Raw genomic sequence first — 23,253 nt, forward strand, 5'->3', positions numbered from 1 at the left:
CGTTTCAGTGGGCGGGAGGAGTCTGGGATGGCGGAGCGTGAGGTGGTCGTCCGGCCGCTGGGGCTGCCCGGTGATCTGGGGTGGGTGGTGATGGCCCACGGCGAGCTGTACGCGCGGGAGTTCGGCTGGGACGCCGGCTTCGAGGCGCTGGTCGCCCGGATCGTCGCCGCCTACACGGAGGGCGAGGGGGCGCGGGCCGCCTGGATCGCCGAGGTCGACGGGGTGCGGGCCGGCTGTGTCTTCTGCGTGCCGGAGGACGAACGGACCGCGAAACTGCGCCTGTTGCTGGTCGACACACCGGCACGCGGCCTGGGACTCGGCGACCGGCTGGTCGGGGAATGCCTCGCGTACGCGCGGGAGGCCGGGTACGAGGGGATCACCCTGTGGACCAACGACGTCCTCGGCGCGGCCCGGCGCATCTACCGGAAGCAGGGGTTCGAGCTGGTCGCCGAGAACCCCCACCACAGCTTCGGGCACGACCTCGTCGGACAGACCTGGCACCGGCCCCTGTGAAACCGGCGGCTCACAGCAGAGCCGTCCGCACCCCCAGCACCACGAACACCACCGCGGTGACCCGCGTCAGCGCCCGCTTGGTCCGGGGCCGGCGGATGACGTGCGCCGCGCGGTGGACGAGGGCGGTCCAGCAGGTCAGCCAGAGGGCCGTCAGCAGGGCGTGGACGGTCGCCAGGGTGAGGATCTGCACGGCGAAGGACCGGTCGGAGCGGATGAACTGGGGGAACAGGGTGAGGTAGATCGACACCGCCTTGGGGTTGAGGACGTTGGCGAGGAACGCGCTGGAGTAGGTCGAGGCGGAGCGGGTGGACGACGGGGTCGGCGCGGTCCGCGAGGGGCGCCGGGTGCCCCACCACGTCCACAGGCCGAGGCCGATCAGATAGACCGCGCCGGCCAGCTTGACCGCCGCGAAGGCCCGGTCGGACCGGGTGACCAGGGCCGACAGGCCGATCGCGGTCAGCGAGGCGTGCACGTACAGCCCGCTCACCGTGCCGCCGATGACCGGCAGCGCCTGGCCGCGCCCCCCGGCGGCCACCTTCTCGACCAGCAGCGTGAAGCTGGCTCCGGGGGTGATCGTCAGCGGGAGCAGGGCCAGGACGAAGGCGGCGAGCACGTGGGGTTGCACGGGAGGGGGCCGGCCTTTCCGACAGAGGGTCCGACGACAGGGGGGCTCAGCGGCCCGCTCAGCCCGACAACGCCCCCTCCACCGCGTCCCGTTCCTCGATCGCCGGAAAAAGCACCTCCCGTACATAGCGGTAGTCCTCGGGGAAGTCGCACTCGGAGAACAGCAGGTCCCCGGGGAACGACAGCACCCCCAGCCGGTTCAGGGTGAACAGGTACTGCCAGACCTCCTCGTGCTCGGAGAGCCGGCCGCCGTACCCGTACGCCCGTTCCGCGGGCGGTTCCCCGACGATCCAGCGGGTCACCTCGGCGGCCAGCAGGGTCGTCGGGGCGTCGAGGAGGATGAGGCCGAGGCTCTCGCCGAGGAGTTCCAGGCCCTGGGTCATGGCGCTGTTCATCCCCTTGCCGATCAGCGTCGGCTCGTCCGCCGTGCGGCCGTACACGCGGACCTCCTCGCTGTCGCCGCTGACCCGTTCGACGGCGCACAGCCGCGCGCCGTCGGTGGCGGCGACGCGCTCCAGCAGGCCGCGTTCGTAGACGATGTCGGCGTCGGAGACCAGGGTCCGGGCCCCTCCTGGCCGCCAGTCGAGGACCGCGCGCAGGCCGGCGAGCATGCTCACGCTGGAGCCGTTGCGCGGCTCGTCCTCTGGGCGTCCGGCGACGACGAGGCGGACCACGTCGTCGGCGACGGGGGCGAAGCGTTCGCGGTTCTCCGGGCTGACCACGACGAAGATCCGCTCGACGCCGGCGGACCGCAGGAGGTCCAGGTGGCGGCTGAGGAAGGTGGCACCGGCTGGAGCGTCCCGCCGCAGCGGGAGGAGGGCCTTGGGCACGGCGGCGCCTTCCGCGCCCATCCGGCGGTTCTCGCCCGCGGCGAGCACGACCGCGCACTGCACCATGTCTCGCGTCCTTTCCGTGGCCGCGGGTCAGCCGACCGCGCTGCTGACGTCGATGATCGTGGAGGTGATGGCGGAGGCGGAGCCCACGCAGATGCGGGCCATCCGCTCCCGGTGCTCCTCGTACTTGCGCTCCCAGGTCTCCGGGTCGCGTTCGTAGATCGCCTGGTTGTAGCGCTGGAGGAAGCCGTTGACCAGCTCTTCGAGGCGGCCGGAGGAGATCGCGCTGAGCCGCAGCGTCGAGCGGGCGGTGTCGATGTGCAGGGCGCCCTGGTAGCTGATCGTGCCGTTGCTGACGGCCTGTTCGAAGAGTTCGGAGCCGGGGATCGCCGCCGCGATGAACACGTTGATCGAGTGGAACGGCAGCTGTTCCACGAAGGAGAAGCCGTCCTCGATCTGCGCCTCGGTCTCCCCCGGCATGCCCACCACCAGCGTGCCGTGCATGAAGACGCCGAGGTTGTCGAGGTAGGCCATGAGGTCGGGCACCCGGGTCAGGTCGACGGGTTTGCGGTGCTGCTGTTTGAGGGTCTCCGCGCTGCCGCTGTCCAGGGAGAGGGTGATCTGGTAGAGGCCGGACTCCACCATGCGGTCGACGAGCGGCGGGCTGAGCGTGTTGACCATGATGCCGTTGGGGGTGCACCAGGGCAGGCCCAGCGGGGTCATCTTCTCGAACAGCTCCTGGGCCCGCTTCTTGTCGAACGTCAGGTTGTCGTCGGCGAACTGCACCTCGTCGACGCCGAACCGGTCCTTGTAGTACTGCATCTCGGCGACCACGTTGTCGGGCGTGCGCGCGATGTACTGCTTGGAGAAGTTGGTGCTGGCGCAGAAGGTGCAGCCCACGGGGCAGCCGCGGGAGGTGTACAGCGGCAGGACCCGTTTGCCGCGCGGGTAGGGCGAGAACGGCACGTTGTGCGCGAAGTACTTCTCCAGCGGGAGCTTGTGGTACGCCGGGAAGGGCAGCGCGTCCAGGTCGGTGACGCGGGCGAGCTGGGCGTTGGCGAAGACCTTGCCGTCGCGCCGGCCGGCCAGGCCGTCCGCGTGCACGTCGATCTTCCCGTCGGCCAGGTTGCGCAGGAAGTCGCCGAGCCGGATCTCGCCCTCGCCGCGCAGCACGTAGTCGATGAAGGGGACGCCGTCGGCGACCGCGTCCTGGAGGAAGCGGCGCGCGTAGATGCTGGCGTGCAGCCCGCCGGCGATGACGGTCGTGGCGGGGCGGACCTCCTTGACCAGCTGGGCGTAGCGGTAGAGGTTCTGGAGGTCGGAGGAGTAGATCATGGTGAAGCCGACGACGTCGTAGTCGTGCTCCGCGATGTACGCGCGGAAGCGCTCCTGCGACATGCCCATGTTCCACACGCCCTCGGCGACGGGGACCTCGTCGTCGATGCCCTCGACGATGCAGTCGAGGACGTCGACGTCGATGCCCTCCTTCTCCAGGGCGCCCGCGATGTAGCACAGGCCGATCGGCGGGACGACGCGCTTGACCGCGCCCTCGTACATGCACATGGGCGGCATCACCAGCAGGGTGCGCGGCATGCGGCCCAACGGCTCGGCGACGTCGACGAGTTCACTCTCGCGGCGGGGTTTGCGCACCCGCGCGGTCTCGTCCTTCTCGGACAGGTAGAGGCGCAGCGGGCTGTTCTGCGGGAGGTTCTGGTCGAGCTTGTTCTGCTTGATGCGCAGGTCCTGCCCGGGAGCCGCTTCCGTCTGCGTCGTCGCGGCTGTCTCATCGCTCATCAGCGGTCCCAATCGTGGACGGGGTGCGGCCACGGCGGCGGCGAAGCGGGCCGCGGCCTGCGGCGGGGCCAGGGCGGGGCGGCCGAGGCCGGGGTCGGAGCCGCTGCGGATGCGCACCCGCAGCAGGTGGGGGCCCGGCAGTTCGCGGGCGCGCAGCAGTCCGGCGGTGAGCGCGGCGCTGTCGCGCACCACGGTCGCCGAGCGGTATCCGCAGGCTTTGGCGACGGCGCAGAAGTCGACGCCGGCCGACATGGTGGGCTGGCCGCCGGTGGACTCGTACGCCTCGTTGTCCAGCAGGACGTGCAGGAGGCGGCGGGGGGCCTCGCGGCCGATGGTGGCCATCGACTCCAGGCGCATCAGGGCCGCGCCGTCCCCGTCGAGGACGACGACGGGGCGGTCGGGGGCGCCGAGGGCGACGCCGAGGCCGACGCTGGAGGCGCAGCCCATCGAGCCGACGACGTAGAGGTTCTCCGGCCGGTCGCGGTCGCGTTCCAGTTCGCGGGCGGTCTTGCCGGTGGTGGCGACGACGAGCGCGTCCTCGGGGACGGCGGAGACGACGTGCCCGATCGCCTCGGCCCGCAGCATGAGGCCGGCCTCGGGCGGCGGGGCGGGGCGCGCCGAACGGTAGGGCTCCAGCGCCCCTTTGGGCACCAGGAACGCGTACGGCAGCTCGGTGTCGGCCATGTGCGCGGCGGCCAGGTCGAGCGCCGGTCCGAGCCGGGCCAGGTCGTCGGGGAAGCGCCGGTGCCGGATCCGCATGGCGGTGAGGAGGTCCGGGGTGATGGGGCCCATGAGCTGGTGCTGGGGTTCGTCGGGGCGGCCGGGCTCGCCGCGCCAGGTGACCAGGAGCAGCACCGGCAGGCGCAGGGTGTGGCAGAGCGAGGTGAGGGGGTTGACGGTGTTGCCGAGGCCGGAGTTCTGGAGGATGACGACGGGGCGGCGGCCGGTGAGCCGGGTGCCGGCGGCGATCGCGACGGCCTCGCCCTCGTTGGCCGCCGGGAAGTAGGCCGCCGGGTGCTCCGCCTGGAAGGCGCTGATCAGGGGGCCGAGGAAGGAGCACGGTACGCCCGTGAACGGGCCGAAACCGGCGTCGAGGAAGGTGCCGGCGACCTGGCCGGCGTCCAGCGCCCCGCTCATGCGGGGCCTTCAGGGCGGGGGCCCGGTAAAGGGGTGTGCGTCATGGGGGGACCTCTCGGAGGAGGAGGCGGGGGTCACTGGTCCAGCGACTGCCAGCTGCTGAGCCGCTGGAGCGCGAAGATGTCCTTGACCGAGGCGATGCTGTCCTCGACGGCGGTGGTGTCGCCGTGGCCGTACACGGACCCGTAGGTGGCGCGCAGCGCGCTGACCGTGGCGCGCAGGCCGTGGTTGGCGTAGATGACGGCGGCGACGCCGGCCTTGCGGATGTCCTCGATGTGCCAGTCGGGGTAGGTGGTGGGCACGATCACCACCGGGCACTCCGAATCCCATTTCTCCAGGAATTCGGCGACCTGGTCCCGGCTGCGGGCCTTCGAGTGGACCAGTACGGCGTCGGCGCCGGAATCGACGTACGCGGTACACCTTTCCAGTGCCTCGCCCACGCCCAGTCCGCTGATCATGGCCTCGGTGCGGGCGATGACGAACATTTCCGAGGTGGACTGGGATTTCTTGGCGAGCGCTATCCGGTGGGCGAACTCCCGGGTTTCCTCCAGGGTCTGGCCGGTGTCCGCGAAGCTGTTCACTTTCGGGAAACGTTTGTCCTCGACGCAGACCGCGGTGAGTCCGGCGGCCTCGAATTCGTGGACCATGTGGGCGATGTTCATCCGGCCGCCGTAGCCGGTGTCGCAGTCGGTGACGACCGGGACGCCGATCGCCCGCTGCGTGTGCGCGGCGGCCTCCAGGTACTCCGCCATGCCGAGCAGGCTGGCGTCGGGCAGGCCGCGGGCGGCGGAGACTTCGAGCGAGGAGGACCAGACGGCCTGGAAGCCGGCCTCCTGGGCGAGCAGTCCGCCGAGGGCGTCGTGCGCCCCGGCGATGCGGACGACTTGATCGGTCTGGCTTTCCATGATCGAGCGGAAGGAACGGTGAATGACACGTTGCATAGGCACGGCTGCTTTCTCCGAAAACCGAGAGGATTGAGCGTGAATTCAGTCGAACAGTAGATTAATTCGTTTCCCGCAGATCCCACAAGCAATCTTTCAGTCGGCCAGCAAATACCCCATGGCTTGACTTTTCAACAACTCCCCTGCCGGATAAACACTGTTTCACCAGCCACGTAAGTACCGGCGGCATTCACAGGAAATGGACAGGTTCCGCTCCACTAGTGAATTCCACAGTGTGTCTTCCGGACATCCTGAGTACATCTCGTCGACGCCTGCCGATCATGTTCTAGGCTCCGGGAGATCCGGTCACGGCATGTCCTCACCCGTTGGAGCCCGCGATGTCCTCGCCGTCCAGCACCACGCACCGGCCCGCCACCGGCCGGGACCGCCAGGTCCTCTTCAACCCCGGTCCCGTCAACGTCCACGAGGACGTCCGGGCCGCCCTCACCGTGCCCGACCGCTGCCACCGCGAGCCCGAGGCCCTCGGCCTGCTGGCCCGGATCAGGGAGAAGACCACCCGGATCTGCGGCGGCGCCGGCCGGCACACCAGCGTCCTGCTCGGCGGTTCGGGCACCTCCGCGCTGGAGGCCGCGCTCGCCTCCGCGATCCCGCCGGACGGCCGCGTCCTGGTCGTCGACAACGGCCATTACGGCGACCGGCTGCGCAGGATCGCGGCCGTGCACGGCATCGCGCACGAGCACCTGGAGTTCGGCTGGGGCGGCCCGGTCGACGTGGCCGCCGTCGAGGGGGCGCTGGCCCGGGACACCTCGCTCACGCAGGTCGCGGTCGTCCACCACGAGACGAGCACCGGGGCGCTGAACCCGCTGCGGGAGATCGGCGCGGCCGTCGCCCGGCAGGGCCGTTCGCTGCTGGTCGACGCGGTCAGCAGCGTGGGCGCCGAACCGCTGGACGTGGTCGCCGACCACGTCGACTGGTGCGTGAGCACCGCCGGCAAATGCCTGGAGGGGTTCCCCGGCGTCAGCTTCGTCGTCGCCCCGCGCGAGAAGCTCGCCGCCCTGGAGAACGTCCCGGCCCGCTCCTTCTCCCTGGACCTGTACCGCCATTTCCTCGCCCAGGACCGCGCCGGCATCCCGCTGTTCACCCTCCCCCTCCAGGTGATGTCGGCCTTCGACACCGCCCTCGACCTCACGCTCCAGGAAGGAGTACGGGCCCGGGGCGAGCGCTACGCGGCCCGCTCCGCGCAGGTGCGGGCCGGCCTGGCGGCGCGCGGCCTGCGCATCCCGCTGCCCCCGCCGCACCGCTCCCGCTCCCTCACCTGCTTCGGCCTGCCCGAGGGCGTGACGTACGACGCGCTCCACGACGGCCTCAAGGCCCGGGGTTACGTCATCTACGCGACCCAGGCGGCGGGGGCGGCGGAGTTCCGGGTGGCCACCATGGGCCGGCTCACGCACGCCGACATCGCCGGCTTCCTGACCGCGTTCGACGAGGTCGTGGCGCCGGCCACCGCCGCCTTAACCCCGCAGGACTGACCGAGGAGACTGTTGCATGGGCTCGACGACTCTCGCCATCATCGGGGCTGGCCCCAGCTGCACCTACGTCCTGGAACGCCTGGCCGCCACCGCGCAGGCCGCGAAGTGTCCGCCACGGCTCGACATCCATGTCTTCGACCGCACCGGCCAGTTCGGCGCCGGCCAGGTGCACAGCCCCGACCAGCCCGCCACCAGCTACCTGAACCGGATCGTCGGCCAGGTCGGCTTCGCCGCCGACGAGAGCGTCCGCGACGCGGGCCCGCTCCTCGACCCCGCCGACCGGCCCACCCTGCTGGAGTGGTGCCGGGAGCGGTACGCGGCCACCCACGACCCCGCCTTCGACCTGACCGCCGAGGACTGGCCCAAGCGGTTCGTGCACGGGCAGGCGCTGCGCGACCGCTTCTCCTTCTATGTGCGCGTGCTGCGCGAACGCTCGGGCGCGGAGGTCCACCTGCACCGCTCCGAGGTGGTCGACCTCGCCGAGGACCCCGGCTCCGGACGGCTGACGGTCATCACCGCCGACGGGGACCGCGACGTCCACGCCGACCAGGTCCTCATGCTCACCGGGCACTCCTCCAACGACCCGCTCAAATACCCCCGGCAGCGGGAGTGGGTGCGGTTCGCCCGCGAGCACGGCACCTTGTTCGTGCCGTCCGCCTACCCGCTGGAGAACGCCTTCGCCGACGGGGACGCCGGGCCCGGCAGCGTCGTCGGCTGCGTGGGGATGGGCCTGACGGCCATCGACGTGATCCTCCTGCTGACCGAGGGCCGGGGCGGCACGTTCGACACGGACGCCGGCGGACGTCTGACCTACCGGCCGTCCGGCGCGGAGCCCGCGTCCATCGCCGTGTTCAGCCGCGCGGGCCTGTTCACCTTCGCCCGCCCGCACAACGCCAAGGAGCGCGACCCGGAGCACCTGGAGCACCGCGGGGTGTTCCTCGTCCCCGAGGCGGTCACCCTGCTGCGCGCCAGCGCCGCCCGCCCGGTCCGCTCCGGCGACCAGGTCCTGCGCCAGCTCGACTTCCGCCGCCACGTCTTCCCCGTGCTGGTCCTGGAGATGGCCCACGTCTACTACACGACCCTCTTCGGCCCCGAGTTCGGCCACTACCTGGAGGAGGAGGCGCGCCCCGAGTACGAGGCGTTCCTCGCCGACGGCGGCGCGGGGGCCGGTTCCGACAACTCGGTACGCCGGCTGCTGGCGCCGGTCGAACGCGCCGTCGGCAAGGCCGTCGAGACGGTGGACGGCGTGCTGGGCGGGACGCTCCCGGCGGCCCGGGCGCGGCGGCGGTGGACCTGGGCCCAGCCGGCCGTCCGCCGCTATCTGTCCGTGGTGTTCGGCGTCGAGCAGGGGCAGCGGCTGGCGACCTTGCTGGACGCCCCCCTCGCCCTCGCCGGGGCCGTCGCCGAGGCCGAGTCGCCCTACCGGCACCCCACGTCCGCCGGCGCGCACCGGTTCTCCTGGGACCGGCTGATCCACCCGCTGGCCGGGCGCCGCTACGACCGGCCCGCCGACTACACCGCGGCGCTGCTGGACTTCATGGACACCGACCACCGCTGGGCCGCGCAGGACAATCTGTGGAACCCGGCGAAGGCCGCCGCCGACGGCGTCTGGCGCGATCTGCGGGACGTCCTGGCGCAGGTGCTGGACTTCGGCGGGCTGCGGGCCTCCTCGCACCGGGACTTCCTCGATGTCTTCATGCGCCACCACAACCGGCTGTGCAACGGGGCCGCGCTGGAGGTGATGGAGAAGATCCGGGCGCTGATCCGGCACGGTGTCGTCGACGTCTCGGCGGGCCCGGGCGCCGAGGTCCGCCCCGACCCGGCCAGCGGCAGGTTCCGGGTGCACGGCCCCGCGACCGGCGCGGACATCCTGGCCGACGTCCTCGTCGACTCGCGCGTGCACCCCTTCGACGCCGGGAACGACAGCGCCCCGCTCTACCCGAACCTCCTGCGCCGGGGCCTGATCCGCACCTGGGTCAACCCCGGGGTGGACGAGCCGGACTTCACCCCGGGCGGCCTCGACCTGACGGACGGCTTCCATCCCGTACGGCGCGACGGGCGCCCCGAGCCGCGGCTGACCGTCCTCGGGCCGCCCAGCGAAGGCGTGATGTTCTTCCAGCTGGGCGCGTTGCGACCGCAGCAGAACCATCACGTCATGCAGGACATCCTGTGCTGGCTGCGGGAGTTCTGGGAGCAGGTGTCGCTGCCGGACGGGCCGGAGGGGGTACGGCCGCCGCTGTCCCCGTCGACCCGGCCGAGCTGACCTCGGCGGACCGCCCCGGCCGGCTGCCGGGGCGGTCCGCTTTCCGAACCCGGATCACATGGCGGTCAACTCCACCGCACCGGGCGGCACCTCCCACTCCCCCGGCGCCCGCCACCCCCTCCACCGCTCCCACCACGGCGCGCCGTCCCCCACCAGCTTCTCCACCTCACCGGCGGCCTGCCGGACGGCCCCCGCTTCGGCCCCGGACAGCTCGCCGCGCTCCGCCATCCCGTCGAACACCTCCACGTCCTTCCACACAGGCGCCGAGCCGTCCCCCGGCACCCACAGGTCCAGTTCGAGGTCGAGGGTGTCGAAGCCGCGCTCCGAACGGCGCGGCGGGCGCTGGAAGTTGACGTACCAGCCGGTGAACTCGCCGCCCTCGCGGTAGGCCCACACCGCGTAGTGCTCCCCGGCCCGCTGGACCTGGAGGACGCCCTCCGAACGCCAGAAGGGGTCCGCCTCCCGCCAGCGGTGCGGCCCCCAGCTGAACTCGCCCTCGCCGAAGGTCAGCGGGGTGCCCCGGGCGACGTACACCGCGAGCAGATCCCCGTCGTCGGCGACGACCCGAACCGGATAGAGGAGCCATTCCCGATCGTCCAGCATCTCGCGGCGGACGATGATCTCTCCTGGAGTGAACCGTGGTCGCATGGCCTGTGTCCTACCCGCCCGCACGGGCGCGACAACGGGGGGCCAGTTGACGGGTCACTCAACTGGCCGTCTTTCAGGCCGACTTGACCGGCCGAGCCGCTTCAGCCCAGCCGCGGCGACTCCGGCCCCGTGAAGTCCGGGCTGGCGAAGTCCGGGCTCGCGAAATCGGGGCTGGCGAAGTCCGGCGACGTGAACCCGAGGCGCCGGGCCCGCTGCGGCTCCTCGGCGGCGGCGGGCCGGCTCCCGGCCCCCTGCTCCAGATGCCCGAGCAGGAACGGCAGCACGCCCCGCTCCAGCAGCGCCGACTTCCAGGCCTCCCAGGCCTGTTGGACGGCGGGGTCGGCCGCGCCGGCCGCCTCGTCGCCGCCCGTGGACCGCCCCCGTCCCGCGACCGCGAACAGCCAGACGAGGTCGACGATCACCGCCGCGAGGGCGACGACGGCGGCCACCAGACCGGCCGTGACGAGCCCTTCGCCGATGTGCCGCGTCCCGCCGATCGCGCCCAGCGCGTATCCGGCGATCAGGAAGACGGCCGCCGCGACGACGGACAGGCTCGGCACGAAGACGGCGAGCAGCGGCAGGATCCCGCCCGCCGACCGCGAACCGCCGCTGCCGCCCTCGGCCGCCGCCTCCTTCGCCTCCAGGTAGTCCTGGTACTCGGGCGCCGCCATGACGGTGATCCGTTCACGCGCCGCCACCGCGCGGGCCCGCAGGTCCGCGCGCGCGGTGGGGCCGCGCAGCGCCCGGCTCACCTCCTGGGAGGACAGGGCGCGGTCCAGTACCTCGTCGAACACGGCGTCGAGGTCTTTGCGCGGACGGTCGGACGTTGGCATGAGTGGCTCCCCGCTCGAAACACTTCACAGCTCGCACCGTCTGCCCTGGTAGACGTGAACGACACGGCAATGGTTCTCCAATTGCGCAACTGTAAAACATGCTGCGCGGGAGACGAGCCAACTCTCAGGCGGACATGGGCCGTTGCACCCTGATCGACTGCAACAGCCCCACCGCCACCCACACCGCGAACATCGACGAACCCCCGTACGACACGAACGGCAGCGGGATGCCGGCGACCGGCATGATGCCGAGGGTCATCCCGATGTTCTCGAAGGACTGGAAGGCGAACCAGGCGACGATCCCGGCGGCGACGACCGTCCCGTACAGCTCGCCCGTCTCCCGCGCGATCCGGCAGGCCCGCCACAGCACCACCCCGAGGAGCAGGACGATCAGTCCGGCGCCGACGAAGCCCAGTTCCTCGCCCGCGACGGTGAACACGAAGTCGGTCTGCTGCTCGGGCACGAACTGGCCGGTGGTCTGCGTCCCGTGGAACAGCCCCTCGCCCGTGAGCCCGCCCGAACCGATCGCGATCCGGGCCTGGTTGGTGTTGTAGCCGACGCCGGACGGGTCGAGGCTGGGGTCGGCGAAGGCGGCGAACCGGTTGATCTGGTACTGGTCCAGCAGATGCAGCCGCCAGATGGCGAGCGCCCCGAGCACCCCGAGGGACAGCAGCCCGAACAGCCACCGGTTGGAGGCCCCGGAGGCGAGCAGCACCCCGAGGATGGTGACCGTCATGACCATGGTCGAGCCGAGGTCCGGCATCATCATGACGACCAGGATCGGTACGGCGGCGAGGGCCAGCGCCTGGACGACCGTGCGGTGGTCGGGGTAGGTCCGGTCCCCCGCGTCGACCCGCGCCGACAGCAGCATCGCCATCCCCAGGACGATGGTGACCTTCAGGAACTCCGAGGGCTGGAGCGAGAATCCGCCGCCCAGGACGATCCAGTTGCGGTTGCCGTTGATGGTGGCCCCGAGCGGCGTGAGCACCAGCAGCGCGCCGAACAGGGAGAGCCCGTACAGGACGGGGACGGCATTGCGCAGCGCGCGGTGCCCGAGCCAGATCGTGCCCGTCATCAGCGCGAAGCCGATGCCGAGGTTCATCAGATGCCGGACGAGGAAGTAGTACGGGTCGCCCTGGTTGATGGCGCTGCGGTTGCGGGTCGCGGAGTAGACGAGGAGGGAGCCGATGAGCGAGAGGGCCAGGGCCGCCAGCAGTATGGGCCAGTCCAGCCGGCGCAGTACCGAGTCGCGTGCGAACAGGCGGGTCCAGCCTGCGCGGGCGGGGCCGTAGCCCTGGACGGCGAAGGTCTTCGCGCCGGTCATGTCACCATCCGTCAGGGTCAGGTCAGGGTGAAGTAGGCGAGGCTCGCCAGGCCCGCGCAGGAGCAGTAGACGGCGAACGGGGTCAGGGAGCGGGTCTCGAAGTACTTGGTGAGGAACGCGACGGCTATGTAACCGGCGGCGAAGGCGGCGACGCTGCCGGCGAGGACTTGGCCGCGGATGCCGTCGCCCGCGCTGCCGAGGAGCGCGGGCACCTTCAGCAGGGCGGCGGCGCCGATGACGGGGGTGGCCAGCAGGAAGGCGAAGCGGGCGGAGTCCTCGTGGGAGAGGCCGCGCAGGATGCCGGCGCTGATGGTGGAGCCGGAGCGGCTGATGCCGGGGAACAGGGCGAGGATCTGGGCGGCGCCGATCAGGGCGGCGTGCCCGAACGTCAGCTTGGCCAGGCGCCGGTCGGAGAGCTCGTCCTCGGAGAGGTGTTCCTCGCCGGGGGCGGGGGCGCCGTCGGCTCTGTGCCGTCCGGTGCCGCCGCTGCGCAGCCGCTCGGTGCCGTACAGGACAAGACCGTTGAGGGTGAGGAAGATCGCGACCGGGACGGGGCGCCCCATCACCGTACGCAGGAAGTGTTCCAGGGCGAGGCCGACGATGCCGACCGGGATGGTGCCGACGATGAGCAGCCAGCCGAGTTTCTCCTCGGCCGTCTCTATCCGGCGGTTGCGGACGGAGGAGACCAGCCCCCGGACGATGCGGACCCAGTCGCGGCGGAAGTAGACGACGAGGGCGAGGGCGGTGGCGAGGTGGAGGCCGACGAGGACGCTCAGGTAGGGCGAGCCGTCGGCCGACACGTCGAGGTCCTTGGCCCAGTGCCCGCCGAGGAGGGCGGGGATCAGGATGCTGTGCCCCAGGCTGGAGACCGGGAAGAGTTCCGTGACGCCCTGGAGGAGACCCACTCCCACGGCTTCCGGATACGACAGGGCGGCCATCGACAGCCTTTCTCACGAGCCGGCGCCAAGCCGCCCCTAAGACGGTTGCGCAATGCCTGAATCGTAGCCGTCGGACGTCGCTGACCAGGCGTTGCAGGACGGCGGCGCGAACTACTCACCGTCCTCTCACCTACCGCACGACCTGCGTCTCCTCGGCGCTGAGGTCCGGCATCGGCAGCGGCGCGGGCCGCCGGGCGGTGTCGCTGACCTTGATGAGGAGGGCGACCAGCAGCCAGTTGGCGACCAGGGAGGAGCCGCCTTGCGCGAGGAAGGGCAGGGCCTTGCCGGTGAGCGGGATGAGCCCGGTGACGCCGCCGGTGACGACGAAGACCTGGAGGACGAGCGAGGTGGCGAGCCCGGAGGCGAGGAGCTTGCCGAACGGGTCGGTGACGGTGACGGCGGTGCGCAGGCCGCGTTCGGCGAGCAGCGTGTACAGGAGCAGGACGAGGGTCACGCCGGCCATGCCGAGTTCCTCGCCGACGGACGTGAGGATGAAGTCGCTGCGCCCGGCGAACCCGATCAGCTCCGGGTGCCCCTGGCCGAGCCCGGTGCCGAGGACGCCGCCGGAGCCGAAGCTGAACAGCGCCTGCGCCGCCTGGTCGGAGATGAGCCCGGCCGGGCGCTGCGCGGGCGGCAGATAGATGTCCATGGGGTGCAGCCAGGCGACGACGCGGCCGTGGACGTGGGGTTCGAAGGAGCCGACGACGAAGGCGCCGACGGCGAACATGGCGACGCCGAACACCACCCAGCTGGTGCGCTCGGTGGCGATGTAGAGCATCACCACGAAGATGCCGAAGAAGATCAGCGAGGTGCCGAGGTCGCGTTCGAAGACCAGGACGAGGAGGCTGAGCAGCCACACGGCGGCGATCGGCCCGAGCTGCCGGCCGCGCGGGAGGTAGAGGCCCATCACGCGGCGCCCGGCGAGCGCGAGGGCGTCGCGGCGCATGGTGAGGTAGCCGGCGAAGAACACCACGATGACGATCTTCACGAACTCGCCCGGCTGGAAGGAGAGCGGCCCGATGAAGATCCAGCGCTTGGCGCCGTAGACGTCACCGGGGTAGAAGGCGGGCGCCATCAGCAGCACCAGGCCGACGGTGATGGCCAGGTAGGGGTAGCGCTGGAGGTGCCGGTGGTCCTTCAGGGCGATGACGGCGGCGGTGAAGCCGACGACCGCGATACCGCACCACACGAGCTGGCCCGGCATCGCCTCCGGGGAGTTGTAGTGCGCGCGGTAGGCGATGTCGAGCCGGTGGATCAGGACGATGCCGAGCCCGGTGAGGAGCGTGGCGATGGGCAGGATCAGCGGATCGGCGTGCCGCGCGAAGCGCCGGACCATGACATGGCACAGCACCGGCAGCGCGCCGAGCCCGGCGATCTGCGCCAGCGTCATGGCGGTCAGCTGTCCGCCGGTGGCCAACGTGGTCTCGGCGTAGCCGTAACCGCAGATGAGCACCGCGCCCAGCACCAGCGTCAGTTCGACGCCACGGCTGGTCAGCCGGCCGTAGCGGACGGCCGGTTCGCGTCGGTCACGCATGCGGCTCCCCCCGGGTGAAAGTGAACCGGCGGGGAGTCCGCCGGAAAAGTTATAGAGTTGCGCAACAACGCAACAATAGACCCGAGGGGGCGATGAGACTGAGCGGATCGGTAAGGAAGCGCCGGCTGTGGCCGATCGGTATCGGACTCGGACTGGTCCTGGCGCTCGCCGGCTACCTGACCGTGCACTACCTCCGCTCGGCACCGGCCGAGGAGTGCACCGCCCGGGGCCCGTCCGGAGCGGCCGTCACCCTGAGCCCGGAGCAGGCCGCCGACGCGGCGACCATCGCCGCCGTCGCCATCGCCCGGGGACTGCCCGAACGGGCCGCCACCATAGCGCTGGCCACCGCGATGCAGGAGTCCAAGCTCCGCGACCTCGACTACGGTGACCGCGACTCGCTCGGTCTCTTCCAGCAACGTCCCTCCCAGGGCTGGGGCACCCCCGCCGAGATCCTCGACCCGGTCCACGCCTCGGCGAAGTTCTACGCCGCACTGGTAAGAGTTCCCCGATATCTCCGGCTTCCCCTCACCGAGGCCGCGCAGAAGGTCCAGCACAGCAACTACCCCGACGCGTACGCCCGCCACGAGCAGGACGCGGCGACCTTGTCCGCCGCCCTCACCGGACACGCGGGCGCCGCCCTGACCTGCCGGTTCAGCGGCGTCGGCCCCCAGGCTCCGGCGCCGGCCCTGACGGCGGAGGTGACCCGCGCGTTCGGCTCGGGCCCGACCTGGTTCGCCGCCTCCCCCACAGACGTCACCTACCAGACCCCGGACGCCACCGAGGGCTGGGCGCTGTCCCTCTGGCTGGTCACCCACGCCAAGGACCTGCACATCGCCTCGGTGGACTTCGCGGGACGGGACTGGAGCGGCGCGGCGTCGGCGAACGGCTGGACGACGCGTGCGCGGGCCCAGGGCGATCAAGTGGTGGTGACGCTGGCCGCGCCCGCAAGTCCTTAACAAGCCGTAGGGATATCCCCACGATCTTCATCACCCGTTCAGCCGAACATGAACGTCCAGTAACGTCGCAGCGCATCCGCACCCATGGCCTCCCCACCCCCATCTCATCGGAGACCACCCCCCATGCTCGCTGCGACGAACATCTCCGGCGCCGCCCCGGCGGACGCCCGGGACGGCACCGCCGTCCCCACCGTCCTCATGGACGACCAGGCCCTCACCGACTTCCTCGGCGCGGCCGTGATCGAGTACCAACTCATCACCGCAGAAGCCCCGTTGCCCTGCTTCGCGCTCCTCCTGGGCACCGCGCGGGACGCGACGTACCACGTGCGACGGGTCGCCTTCGGGCGCAATGCCCGGGGCAGCGACCCGGCGGCGCGGGAGGAGTTCCGCGAGACGATAGTGCCGAGCTTCGGCCCCGCCTACGAGAACGAGCACCGCGGCTGGTGGATGGACTCGCGTGACCTGCTGCGGGCGTCCCGCGAGGCCGACGCGCTGGACCTCGACCTGCTCGGGTCCATCCACATGCACCCCGACTGGCACCGGCTCGGCCCGCCCTCGGAGCGGGGGCACCTGCTGAGCGAGCAGCCCACCGCCATGGACCGGCATCTGTTTGGCCGGACCGGGTGGCCGCTCAACATCGTGTGCTACGTGGAGCGCCGGGGCGGCGCCTTCTACCACGCGCTGACGGCCTGGACCCCGGACGGCGCGGAGTGCCGCGAGGTCGCGCTGCGGGTGCGTGTCGGTTCACTGACGGAGGCCTGAGGATGAGCGAGCAGAACACCCCCGACGTCCAGGCGATCCACGCCCTGTGGGACGGCATGGCGCGCGGCTGGGCCGCCGGTGACGCCGCCGTCTTCGCCGCGGGTTTCGCCGAGGACTGCGACTTCACGACCGTGCGGGGCGACAAGCCGCCGGGCCGGGCCGGGGTCGAGGCCGGGCACCGGGCCCTGTTCCAGGGGCCGTACGCCGGGACCGTCCTGGCCGCCCGGGTCGTCGCCGTCCGGTTCCTGCGGCCGGACCTGGCCACCGTCGAGGCGGAGTCGGCGATCACCGGCGCGGACGGTGAGGTCCTCGCCGGCACCCACGCGCTGGCCGTCGTCGAGCGGACGGCCGAGGGCCGCTGGTCGATCTCGGCGTTCCACAACATGATCCCCGCACCACCGCAGTCGCCCTCCCCGAAGGACTCCCCCATGGACACCTCCCGCCCGAAGCTCCGCCACCTCGCCATCGTGGCCCGCGACCCGGAGAAGCTCGCCGAGTTCTACTCGTCGGTCTTCGCGATGGAGCTCTTCCACCGTGACCCGGACGGCAGTTGCTTCCTCTCCGACGGCTATCTCTCCCTCGCCCTGATCAAGCATCAGCTGGACGGGGACACGCCGGTCGGCATGAACCACTTCGGGTTCCACATCGAAGACACGGCGGCGATATCGGAGGCGCTGACGGACGCGGGGACGCCGAAGCCGGCCGAGCGGTTCACGAACCGCCCGTTCGCGGAGTACCGGGCGATGGATCCGGAGGGGAACTGGTTCGATCTCTCGGAGCACGGGTTCGGGGGGCCGAAGCCCAAGGAGTCCTGAGCGTCAGGAATCGCGGCGGTTCGCCTGCGCCCCGGCCAGCAGCATGGCCACCAGCCGGGTGAGCCGGGGCGTGAACTCCGAGGCCGCGTGGGCGAGAAGCGGGTCCTCGGCGTAGAGGCGGGCGAGGGTGTCCGGCGGGTTCGAGGTCTGCCACTGCTGGGCGGCCATCGCGGTCGTACCGGCGACGACGTCGACCGCCTGGCCCCGGGTCAGCCAGGGCAGGGCGGTGGTGAGGGCGCCGGTGACGCGGTCGACGGCGTCGAGGGTGGTGACTTTGAACTCGCGGACCTGTTCCCGGGTGACGCCGCGTTCCAGGCTGAGCTGGGCGTGGGCGAGCAGGTCGCAGAAGAGGGGGTCGGCGGCGAGCGCTCCGGTGAGCGCCGCCGCCGTCTCGTGCGGTTCGGCCGGTCCCCGCAGCACCTCTTCGACGGCGGTGGCCCACTCCTGCCAGCCGTCGGCGGTGAGCAGCAGGAAGACCGCCTCGCGGGAGGCGAAGTAGCGCAGGACGGCCGACTTGTGGACGCCGGCCTCGGCGGCGATGTCGGTGAGCGTGACCGTCCGCACGCCGTCGCGCCGGCCCAGGGTCGCGGCCGCCTCCAGGATGTCCTGGCGGCGGCGTTCCTTGTGTTCGGGGCGGCGGGCGCGCTGGAACGGAGTCGTCATGGCGGCAGCTTAACGCAACAGGGTTGCGTTTGCGTGGTTAACGAACCCATGTTTCACTAACTCACGGGGAGGGATTCACGGGATTCACCTGTCTCACGGAAAGGGCATTTCCGATGTCCGCGCAGACCATCGCCATCACCGGCACCGCGAGCGGCTTCGGCCACCTCGCCGTGCGCCGCTTCGCCGGGGCGGGCTGGAACGTCGTCGCCACGGTCCGCAAGGAAGCGGATCTGGGCGTCCACGCCGGCCTGGACAACGTCGGCACCGTTTTGCTGGACGTCGACGACGAGGCCGCCGACGCGGCTTTCGGGGACCTCGCGCTGTCCCGGTTCGGCCGGCTCGACGCGCTGATCAACAACGCCGGGTACTTCCAGTCGGGCCCGCTGGAGGCCACCACCATGGACCAGGCCCACCGCCAGTTCCAGACCAACGTCTTCGGCCTGATCGCCCTCAACAAGGCCGTGATCCCGGTCTTCCGCGCGCAGCGCTCGGGTGTCATCGTCAACGTCAGCTCGATCAGCGCCGACGGCGGCTTCCCGTACACCTCGGTCTACCAGGCGTCGAAGGCGGCCGTCGCCGCCCTCACCGAGGGCCTGCACGCCGAGCTGGCCGAGTTCGGCGTTTCCGTCAAGGCCCTGCACCCCGGCAGCATGGAGACCAAGATCTTCGGCAAGGCCGACCGCGCCCGGGACGTCCCCGAGGACTACACCGCGTCCTGGCAGAAGTTCGCGAGCCTCAACCTCGTCCGCTCGGACCCCGCGCTCACCGCCGACGTCATGTTCCGCATGGTCACCGACGGGGACACGAAGAAGGTCCACTACTACAGCGGCCCCGACGGCGAGGCGATCCCCCGCGTCAAGCAACTCCTGGGCCAGGACTGGTACTTGGAGGAACTGAGCGCGCGGAACCGGGGGGCGGCCTCGGCGTTGTGGGGGGCGTTGATGCCGGGGCCCGGCAAGAAGGCGGATTAGGCGTGCATGCCGACGGCATTTTCCCGCACCTTGAACGGCCGAAAACCGGCATGTACGCGGAAGCGGCGTACTGTCACGATGACCGGGTTCCGTCCAGGCAGCTCAACACGTTTCGTGAAATCTGTTGACGCGTTTCTTCGCCGCACGACGGGGGACCTTCATGCTTTCGTCAGGGTCGGGTACCGCCGTTCCACGCGCACGGGAAGTGTCGGGCTGGCTGCTGGGTGAACTGACCGGCGGGGGGCGTATTCCCTTTCGGCTCGCCTGCCGGCGGCTGACGGTCTGGGAGGGGCTGCTGGTCCAGCATGTGCTCGGGCGCACGGACGTCGAGGTCGTCACGGCGCCGCTCGTCACCGACGGCCTGGTCCGGGTGACGCGTTCGGCGCTGTTCGGGGTGTCGTTCTGGCGGCCCGGCGAGCCGCCGACCGCCGGGGCCGCGCAGCTCGGATGGCTGCGGGTGCCGGACGAGGTGCTGGACATGGCCGAGGAGGAGACGCGGGCCGCCGAGGCGCGGGAGGCCGCCGAGTTCCAGGAGGTCGACGCGCTCCTGCGGGGCTGGGCGGAGGCCGGCGAGCTCGACGGGCGGCTCGCGCGGCTCGCGGACTGGGTCGAACGGGTCGAGACGGTCTATGTGTTCGTGGGGCGCGAGGTCTTCTCGAAGTCCGACGCCGGGAGCAATACGCTGACGCGGGACGGCCGGATTTCGGGACTGCGGCTGCGTCCGGTCGACACGTGGAGTACGGCCGACCGGTTGTTCGTCGTCCTCGCGCATTGTCTGTTCGGCAGCGGGAGATCCGTCCGGTTCGAGGAATTCAACGGGACTCAGCTGTCGGCCACCCGGCTCCATGAATTCCTTCTCGACCGGCACGCGCATTACTGCGCCGCGGTCGGGCGGCCGGGCCGGGGCGCCCACGCTCTGCCGCTGCCCGCGCTGGCGGCGGAGGTCCGCGCCCTCCAGGAGGAGGTCGACCGGCGCTCGCCGCTCATGCGCTACCGCCGTATCAACGGCCTGACCTTCGTGAAGAACGAGCACCTGGCGGACTTCCCGCAGCCCCGGGACCCGCAGGTCCTGCCGGAGCTGATCGCCCGGCACGGGCGGCAGCATCTCGGCATCGAACCGACGGGGCGGGCGCGGGAGGATCTGCGGGCCCTGACGATCGCCGCGACGACGGCCACGACCGAGCCGCCGCACCCTGAGAACGCCGGTCACAGCGCCCCGGCTCACGGCCCCCTGGGTGAACTCCTCGCCGCCATAGTCCTCTCCGCCGTCCAGCTCACCGACTCCGACTACGGCATGACCAGCTCCGTCCGCGACCTGACCCGGCTGCGCGGCGCCCGTCCCGGCGGCCCCGACGGGGTCCTCGGACTCAAGAAGTCCGACTTCGTCTGCTGCTGCCTGCCGCACCCCACCCGCATGGCGGACGCCGGCGAGGAGACACCGTCGATCCTGTGGCGGGCCGCGCAGCGCATGATGTACAACCGCTGGCACTTCGCCCCCGGCGAGTTCGACCGCGCCGACATCCCGGACAGGCGCCACTACTTCTTCCCGCCGCAGGTCCCCGACCTCGCCGAGCACGCCGACCACCACCACGGCGGCCACATCGCCTCCCGCGTCCGCTTCTCCATCCGCGCCCCCGGCGCCCAGGTCTGGCACCCGCCGTTCACCGCCTACGGCCACGGCTTCCGCGGCTGCTACGACATCCGGCTGGTCCGCATGGACGGCCCGCCGTACACCCTGCGGGAGTTACGCGAGGCCGTACGGCACTGCTCCCTCGTCGACGAGCTGTGGCGGACCCTCGCGGAGGGCGCCGAGTGCGGCACCCTCCCGGTACGGCCGCTGGGCGGCTTCGACCGGGACTGGTACGGGGGGTGGGGGTGGGCGCGGCTGGAGGCGTACGGGCTGGTGAGCGGGGCGGCGGGGCGGGACTGGCCGGCCGTCGCCGTCCCGGCCCGGGACGCCCGGGGAACGGTCCCGGCCCTGGACGCCCGAGGAACGCAACAGCTGGAGGACGCACCGTAGATGAGCGAGAGCCCGTACGAGAAGGAGGCCCCTCCTCTGAAAGCCGCCGCCCCCGACATCATCGGCCACCTCACCCGCACCCCCTCCACCGACACCCGCCACCGCATCCACTACCGCGCCGGCGACGAGATCCGCTCCCTCACCCTCGCCGCACTCGACACGGCCGCCCGCCGCGTCGCCGCCCGCCTCCATGAACTCGGCGTCCGCGCCCGCGACCGCGTCGGCGTCATGGCCCCCAACCGCATCGAGTGGATCCTCCTCGACCTCGCCGCCCTCAGACTCGGCGCCGTGACCGCCGGCATCGAACCGGGCCGCCACCAACCCGCCGCCGTCCAGGCCGAGTTCGGCCTCACAGTCCTGTTCACCGACGAACCGGGGACGGCGGGCACAGACGCGGGCACAGACATCGCGGAGGTCCACGACTGGGCCTTCCCGCCCGCCCCGACCCCCGTCCCCGACCTCCCCGCCCTCCCCGCCCACGACCCCGCCGACATCCTCGCCATCAAACAGACCTCCGGCAGCACAGGCCCGCCCAAGGGCATCGAAGTCACCGTCGCCAGCGTCAACGCCTCCCTCGCCGCCGTGCAGGACATGTTCGGCCACCAGGACGGCGACAACCTCCTGGTCTTCCTCCCCGTCCGCTTCCTCCAGCAGCGCTACTGGATCTACTCGGCGTTCGCGCACGGCCACGACGCCACGCTGGCCGACCGGTTCACGGCGCTGGAGACGGCGCGGGCGGTCTCGCCGACGGTCGTCATGGGCGTACCCGGGTTCTACGAACAGCTCAAGGCCCAGTTGGCTGGCAAGGAGGACCGGCGGGCGGAGATCCAGCGCGCCCTGGGCGGCCGGATCCGCTACCTCTGGACCGGTTCAGCGCCGGCGAGCCGCCAGGTGCTGCGCTTCTTCAACGACGCGGGAGTCCCCCTCTACGAGGGCTACGGCCTCAACGAGACCTGCATCGTCGCCAAGAACCACCCCGGCGCCTTCCGCCTCGGCAGCGTCGGCCGCCCCCTGCCGCACAAGACGGTCCGCTTCGACGCCGACGGCGTCCTGATCGTCGGCACCACCGCCCCCGTCAACACCCGTTACACGTGGTGCGCGCCGGGCGCGAGCGAGCGGGTGTTCCTGCCGACCGGGGAGGTGCGGACGTACGACGTCGGGCATGTCGACGCGGACGGGTTCCTCTACATCGACGGCCGTGTCGACGACATCGTCACCCTCAGCGGGGCGCTCAACATCCTGGTGCCCCTGGTGGAGGAGCGGGTGCGGGAGCTGCCCGGGGTGCGTGACTGCGCGGTGTTCGGCGACGGGCGGCCGTATCTCACGGCGGTCGTGACCCTCGCAGGACCGGCCGACCTCGCCCGAGACCTCGCGAAGCTCAACGCCGAACTCCGTTACGAGCAGCGGATCTACGGTGTCGTCGTCGCGCAGGAGCCGTTCTCCGTCGACAACGGCATGCTCAACGCGCAGTACAAGCTGATGCGGACGCGGATCGGCGAGCGGCACGCCGCCGATCTGGAGCGGGTGTACGCCACGCACCGCGTCTACAACGACGGCACGATCAGTACCGCGCCGGTGCTGGTCGTCGAGGAGGCTCCGTGAGCTGGGACGCGCTGGCCGATCTCCAACTCTCCAACGAACGCGTGACGTTGCGGCGGGTCCGCGTCACCGACACCGAGGCGTTCGCGCGGATCGTGTACGAGCCGGAGATCTGGCGGTACTTCGTGCAGCGCATCGAGACTCCGGCGGATCTGCACGCCTTCCTGGAGACGGCGATCCGCGACACCCTGACCGGCACCCGCATCGTGTTCGCGATCCTCGACAACGCGACCGGCGAGATCGTCGGCAGCACCGCGTACGGCAATCTCGCCCCGGCCGACCGCAGGCTGGAGATCGGCTGGTCCTGGCTGTGCGCGGGGGCTCGCGGGACCGGGATCAACAGGGCGGTGAAGCTGGCCCTGTTGGACCACGCGTTCGGGCGACTGGACTGCGAGCGGGTCGAGTTCAAGACCGATGTGCTCAACTCCGGTGCACGTGCGGGACTTTCGGGGATCGGGGCCGTGGAGGAGGGCGTGCTGCGCAGCTTCAACGTCATGCCCGGCGGGCGGCGTCGGGACGTCGTCTACTACAGCGTGCTGCGCGAGGAGTGGCCGGCCGTGCGCAAGGAACGCTTCGAGCACTGAGGGGGCCGGGG

Annotated in this window: 20 protein-coding genes; 10 read left to right on the forward strand and 10 right to left on the reverse strand. The window is 71.4% G+C overall.

Going from position 1 to position 23,253, the window contains the following annotated elements:
* The first annotated feature begins 27 nt into the window (after window positions 1–27).
* The gene (locus ACYUD3_RS19180; RefSeq protein ID WP_470971356.1) at window positions 28–513 is read left to right on the forward strand and encodes a GNAT family N-acetyltransferase; all 486 of its coding nucleotides are present in this window, start codon (window positions 28–30) and stop codon (window positions 511–513) included.
* A gap of 10 nt (window positions 514–523) precedes the next feature.
* Here the strand turns inward: ACYUD3_RS19180 and ACYUD3_RS19185 are convergent, their stop codons facing one another.
* The 4 genes from ACYUD3_RS19185 to ACYUD3_RS19200 all read right to left on the reverse strand — a co-directional run bounded on the left by ACYUD3_RS19185 (window position 524) and on the right by ACYUD3_RS19200 (window position 5,806).
* Window positions 524–1,138, reverse strand: coding sequence for a LysE family translocator (locus tag ACYUD3_RS19185; RefSeq protein WP_470971358.1), 615 nt, complete (start codon window positions 1,136–1,138; stop codon window positions 524–526).
* 58 nt (window positions 1,139–1,196) lie between these two features.
* Window positions 1,197–2,033 (reverse strand): Sden_1164 family protein, encoded by an 837-nt coding sequence (locus tag ACYUD3_RS19190; RefSeq protein WP_470971361.1) that lies wholly within the window; start codon window positions 2,031–2,033, stop codon window positions 1,197–1,199.
* Window positions 2,034–2,060: 27 nt separating this feature from the next.
* Window positions 2,061–4,901 (reverse strand): Sden_1168 family B12-binding radical SAM P-methyltransferase, encoded by a 2,841-nt coding sequence (locus ACYUD3_RS19195; protein WP_470971364.1) that lies wholly within the window; start codon window positions 4,899–4,901, stop codon window positions 2,061–2,063.
* Between the two features lie 74 nt (window positions 4,902–4,975).
* Window positions 4,976–5,806 carry an isocitrate lyase/phosphoenolpyruvate mutase family protein gene (locus ACYUD3_RS19200; protein WP_470971367.1) on the reverse strand — a complete coding sequence of 277 codons (831 nt, stop codon included), beginning with the start codon at window positions 5,804–5,806 and terminating at the stop codon, window positions 4,976–4,978.
* A 374-nt stretch (window positions 5,807–6,180) separates the two neighbouring features.
* Between ACYUD3_RS19200 and ACYUD3_RS19205 the strand changes: the two genes are divergently transcribed.
* Both ACYUD3_RS19205 and ACYUD3_RS19210 read left to right on the forward strand, forming a co-directional pair.
* Window positions 6,181–7,332 (forward strand): pyridoxal-phosphate-dependent aminotransferase family protein, encoded by a 1,152-nt coding sequence (locus tag ACYUD3_RS19205; protein ID WP_470971369.1) that lies wholly within the window; start codon window positions 6,181–6,183, stop codon window positions 7,330–7,332.
* 16 nt (window positions 7,333–7,348) lie between these two features.
* Entirely contained in the window at window positions 7,349–9,595 is a 2,247-nt protein-coding gene (locus ACYUD3_RS19210) for an FAD/NAD(P)-binding protein (RefSeq protein WP_470971372.1), read from the forward strand.
* Between the two features lie 54 nt (window positions 9,596–9,649).
* Here ACYUD3_RS19210 and ACYUD3_RS19215 read toward each other — a convergent pair whose 3' ends face one another.
* The 5 genes from ACYUD3_RS19215 to ACYUD3_RS19235 all read right to left on the reverse strand — a co-directional run bounded on the left by ACYUD3_RS19215 (window position 9,650) and on the right by ACYUD3_RS19235 (window position 14,872).
* A complete protein-coding gene (locus ACYUD3_RS19215; RefSeq protein ID WP_470971375.1) occupies window positions 9,650–10,243 on the reverse strand; it encodes a ribonuclease FAU-1 family protein in 594 nt (197 codons plus the stop codon).
* A gap of 101 nt (window positions 10,244–10,344) precedes the next feature.
* Window positions 10,345–11,076, reverse strand: coding sequence for a hypothetical protein (locus ACYUD3_RS19220; RefSeq protein WP_470971379.1), 732 nt, complete (start codon window positions 11,074–11,076; stop codon window positions 10,345–10,347).
* Between the two features lie 124 nt (window positions 11,077–11,200).
* Entirely contained in the window at window positions 11,201–12,400 is a 1,200-nt protein-coding gene (gene rodA / locus ACYUD3_RS19225) for a rod shape-determining protein RodA (protein ID WP_470971381.1), read from the reverse strand.
* Between the two features lie 17 nt (window positions 12,401–12,417).
* A complete protein-coding gene (locus ACYUD3_RS19230) occupies window positions 12,418–13,338 on the reverse strand; it encodes an undecaprenyl-diphosphate phosphatase (protein WP_470971384.1) in 921 nt (306 codons plus the stop codon).
* 130 nt (window positions 13,339–13,468) lie between these two features.
* Window positions 13,469–14,872, reverse strand: coding sequence for an FtsW/RodA/SpoVE family cell cycle protein (locus tag ACYUD3_RS19235; protein ID WP_470971386.1), 1,404 nt, complete (start codon window positions 14,870–14,872; stop codon window positions 13,469–13,471).
* 92 nt (window positions 14,873–14,964) lie between these two features.
* Between ACYUD3_RS19235 and ACYUD3_RS19240 the strand changes: the two genes are divergently transcribed.
* From ACYUD3_RS19240 to ACYUD3_RS19250, 3 genes are all read left to right on the forward strand, one after another.
* Window positions 14,965–15,828 (forward strand): hypothetical protein, encoded by an 864-nt coding sequence (locus ACYUD3_RS19240; RefSeq protein WP_470971389.1) that lies wholly within the window; start codon window positions 14,965–14,967, stop codon window positions 15,826–15,828.
* Between the two features lie 123 nt (window positions 15,829–15,951).
* On the forward strand, window positions 15,952–16,590 hold the full coding sequence (locus tag ACYUD3_RS19245; protein WP_470971391.1) for a hypothetical protein: 639 nt from the start codon (window positions 15,952–15,954) through the stop codon (window positions 16,588–16,590).
* 2 nt (window positions 16,591–16,592) lie between these two features.
* Complete coding sequence (locus ACYUD3_RS19250) at window positions 16,593–17,405, forward strand: SgcJ/EcaC family oxidoreductase (RefSeq protein WP_470971393.1); 813 nt, start codon at window positions 16,593–16,595, stop codon at window positions 17,403–17,405.
* Between the two features lie 3 nt (window positions 17,406–17,408).
* Here ACYUD3_RS19250 and ACYUD3_RS19255 read toward each other — a convergent pair whose 3' ends face one another.
* The gene (locus ACYUD3_RS19255) at window positions 17,409–18,068 is read right to left on the reverse strand and encodes a TetR/AcrR family transcriptional regulator (RefSeq protein ID WP_470971396.1); all 660 of its coding nucleotides are present in this window, start codon (window positions 18,066–18,068) and stop codon (window positions 17,409–17,411) included.
* Window positions 18,069–18,181: 113 nt separating this feature from the next.
* Here ACYUD3_RS19255 and ACYUD3_RS19260 point away from each other — a divergent pair, with 113 nt between their 5' ends.
* The 4 genes from ACYUD3_RS19260 to ACYUD3_RS19275 all read left to right on the forward strand — a co-directional run bounded on the left by ACYUD3_RS19260 (window position 18,182) and on the right by ACYUD3_RS19275 (window position 23,242).
* Window positions 18,182–19,039 carry an SDR family NAD(P)-dependent oxidoreductase gene (locus ACYUD3_RS19260; RefSeq protein ID WP_470971399.1) on the forward strand — a complete coding sequence of 286 codons (858 nt, stop codon included), beginning with the start codon at window positions 18,182–18,184 and terminating at the stop codon, window positions 19,037–19,039.
* A 205-nt stretch (window positions 19,040–19,244) separates the two neighbouring features.
* Window positions 19,245–21,059 (forward strand): hypothetical protein, encoded by a 1,815-nt coding sequence (locus tag ACYUD3_RS19265; protein ID WP_470971402.1) that lies wholly within the window; start codon window positions 19,245–19,247, stop codon window positions 21,057–21,059.
* Window positions 21,060–22,661, forward strand: a complete 1,602-nt coding sequence (locus tag ACYUD3_RS19270) for an AMP-binding protein (RefSeq protein WP_470971404.1) — start codon at window positions 21,060–21,062, stop codon at window positions 22,659–22,661.
* Window positions 22,658–23,242: a GNAT family N-acetyltransferase gene (locus ACYUD3_RS19275; protein ID WP_470971407.1), complete on the forward strand. Its 585-nt coding sequence runs from the start codon at window positions 22,658–22,660 to the stop codon at window positions 23,240–23,242. Before ACYUD3_RS19270 ends, ACYUD3_RS19275 begins: the two co-directional genes overlap by 4 nt.
* Window positions 23,243–23,253: the final 11 nt, after the last annotated feature.

This window comes from Streptomyces sp. AMJ-169, from assembly GCF_055597585.1.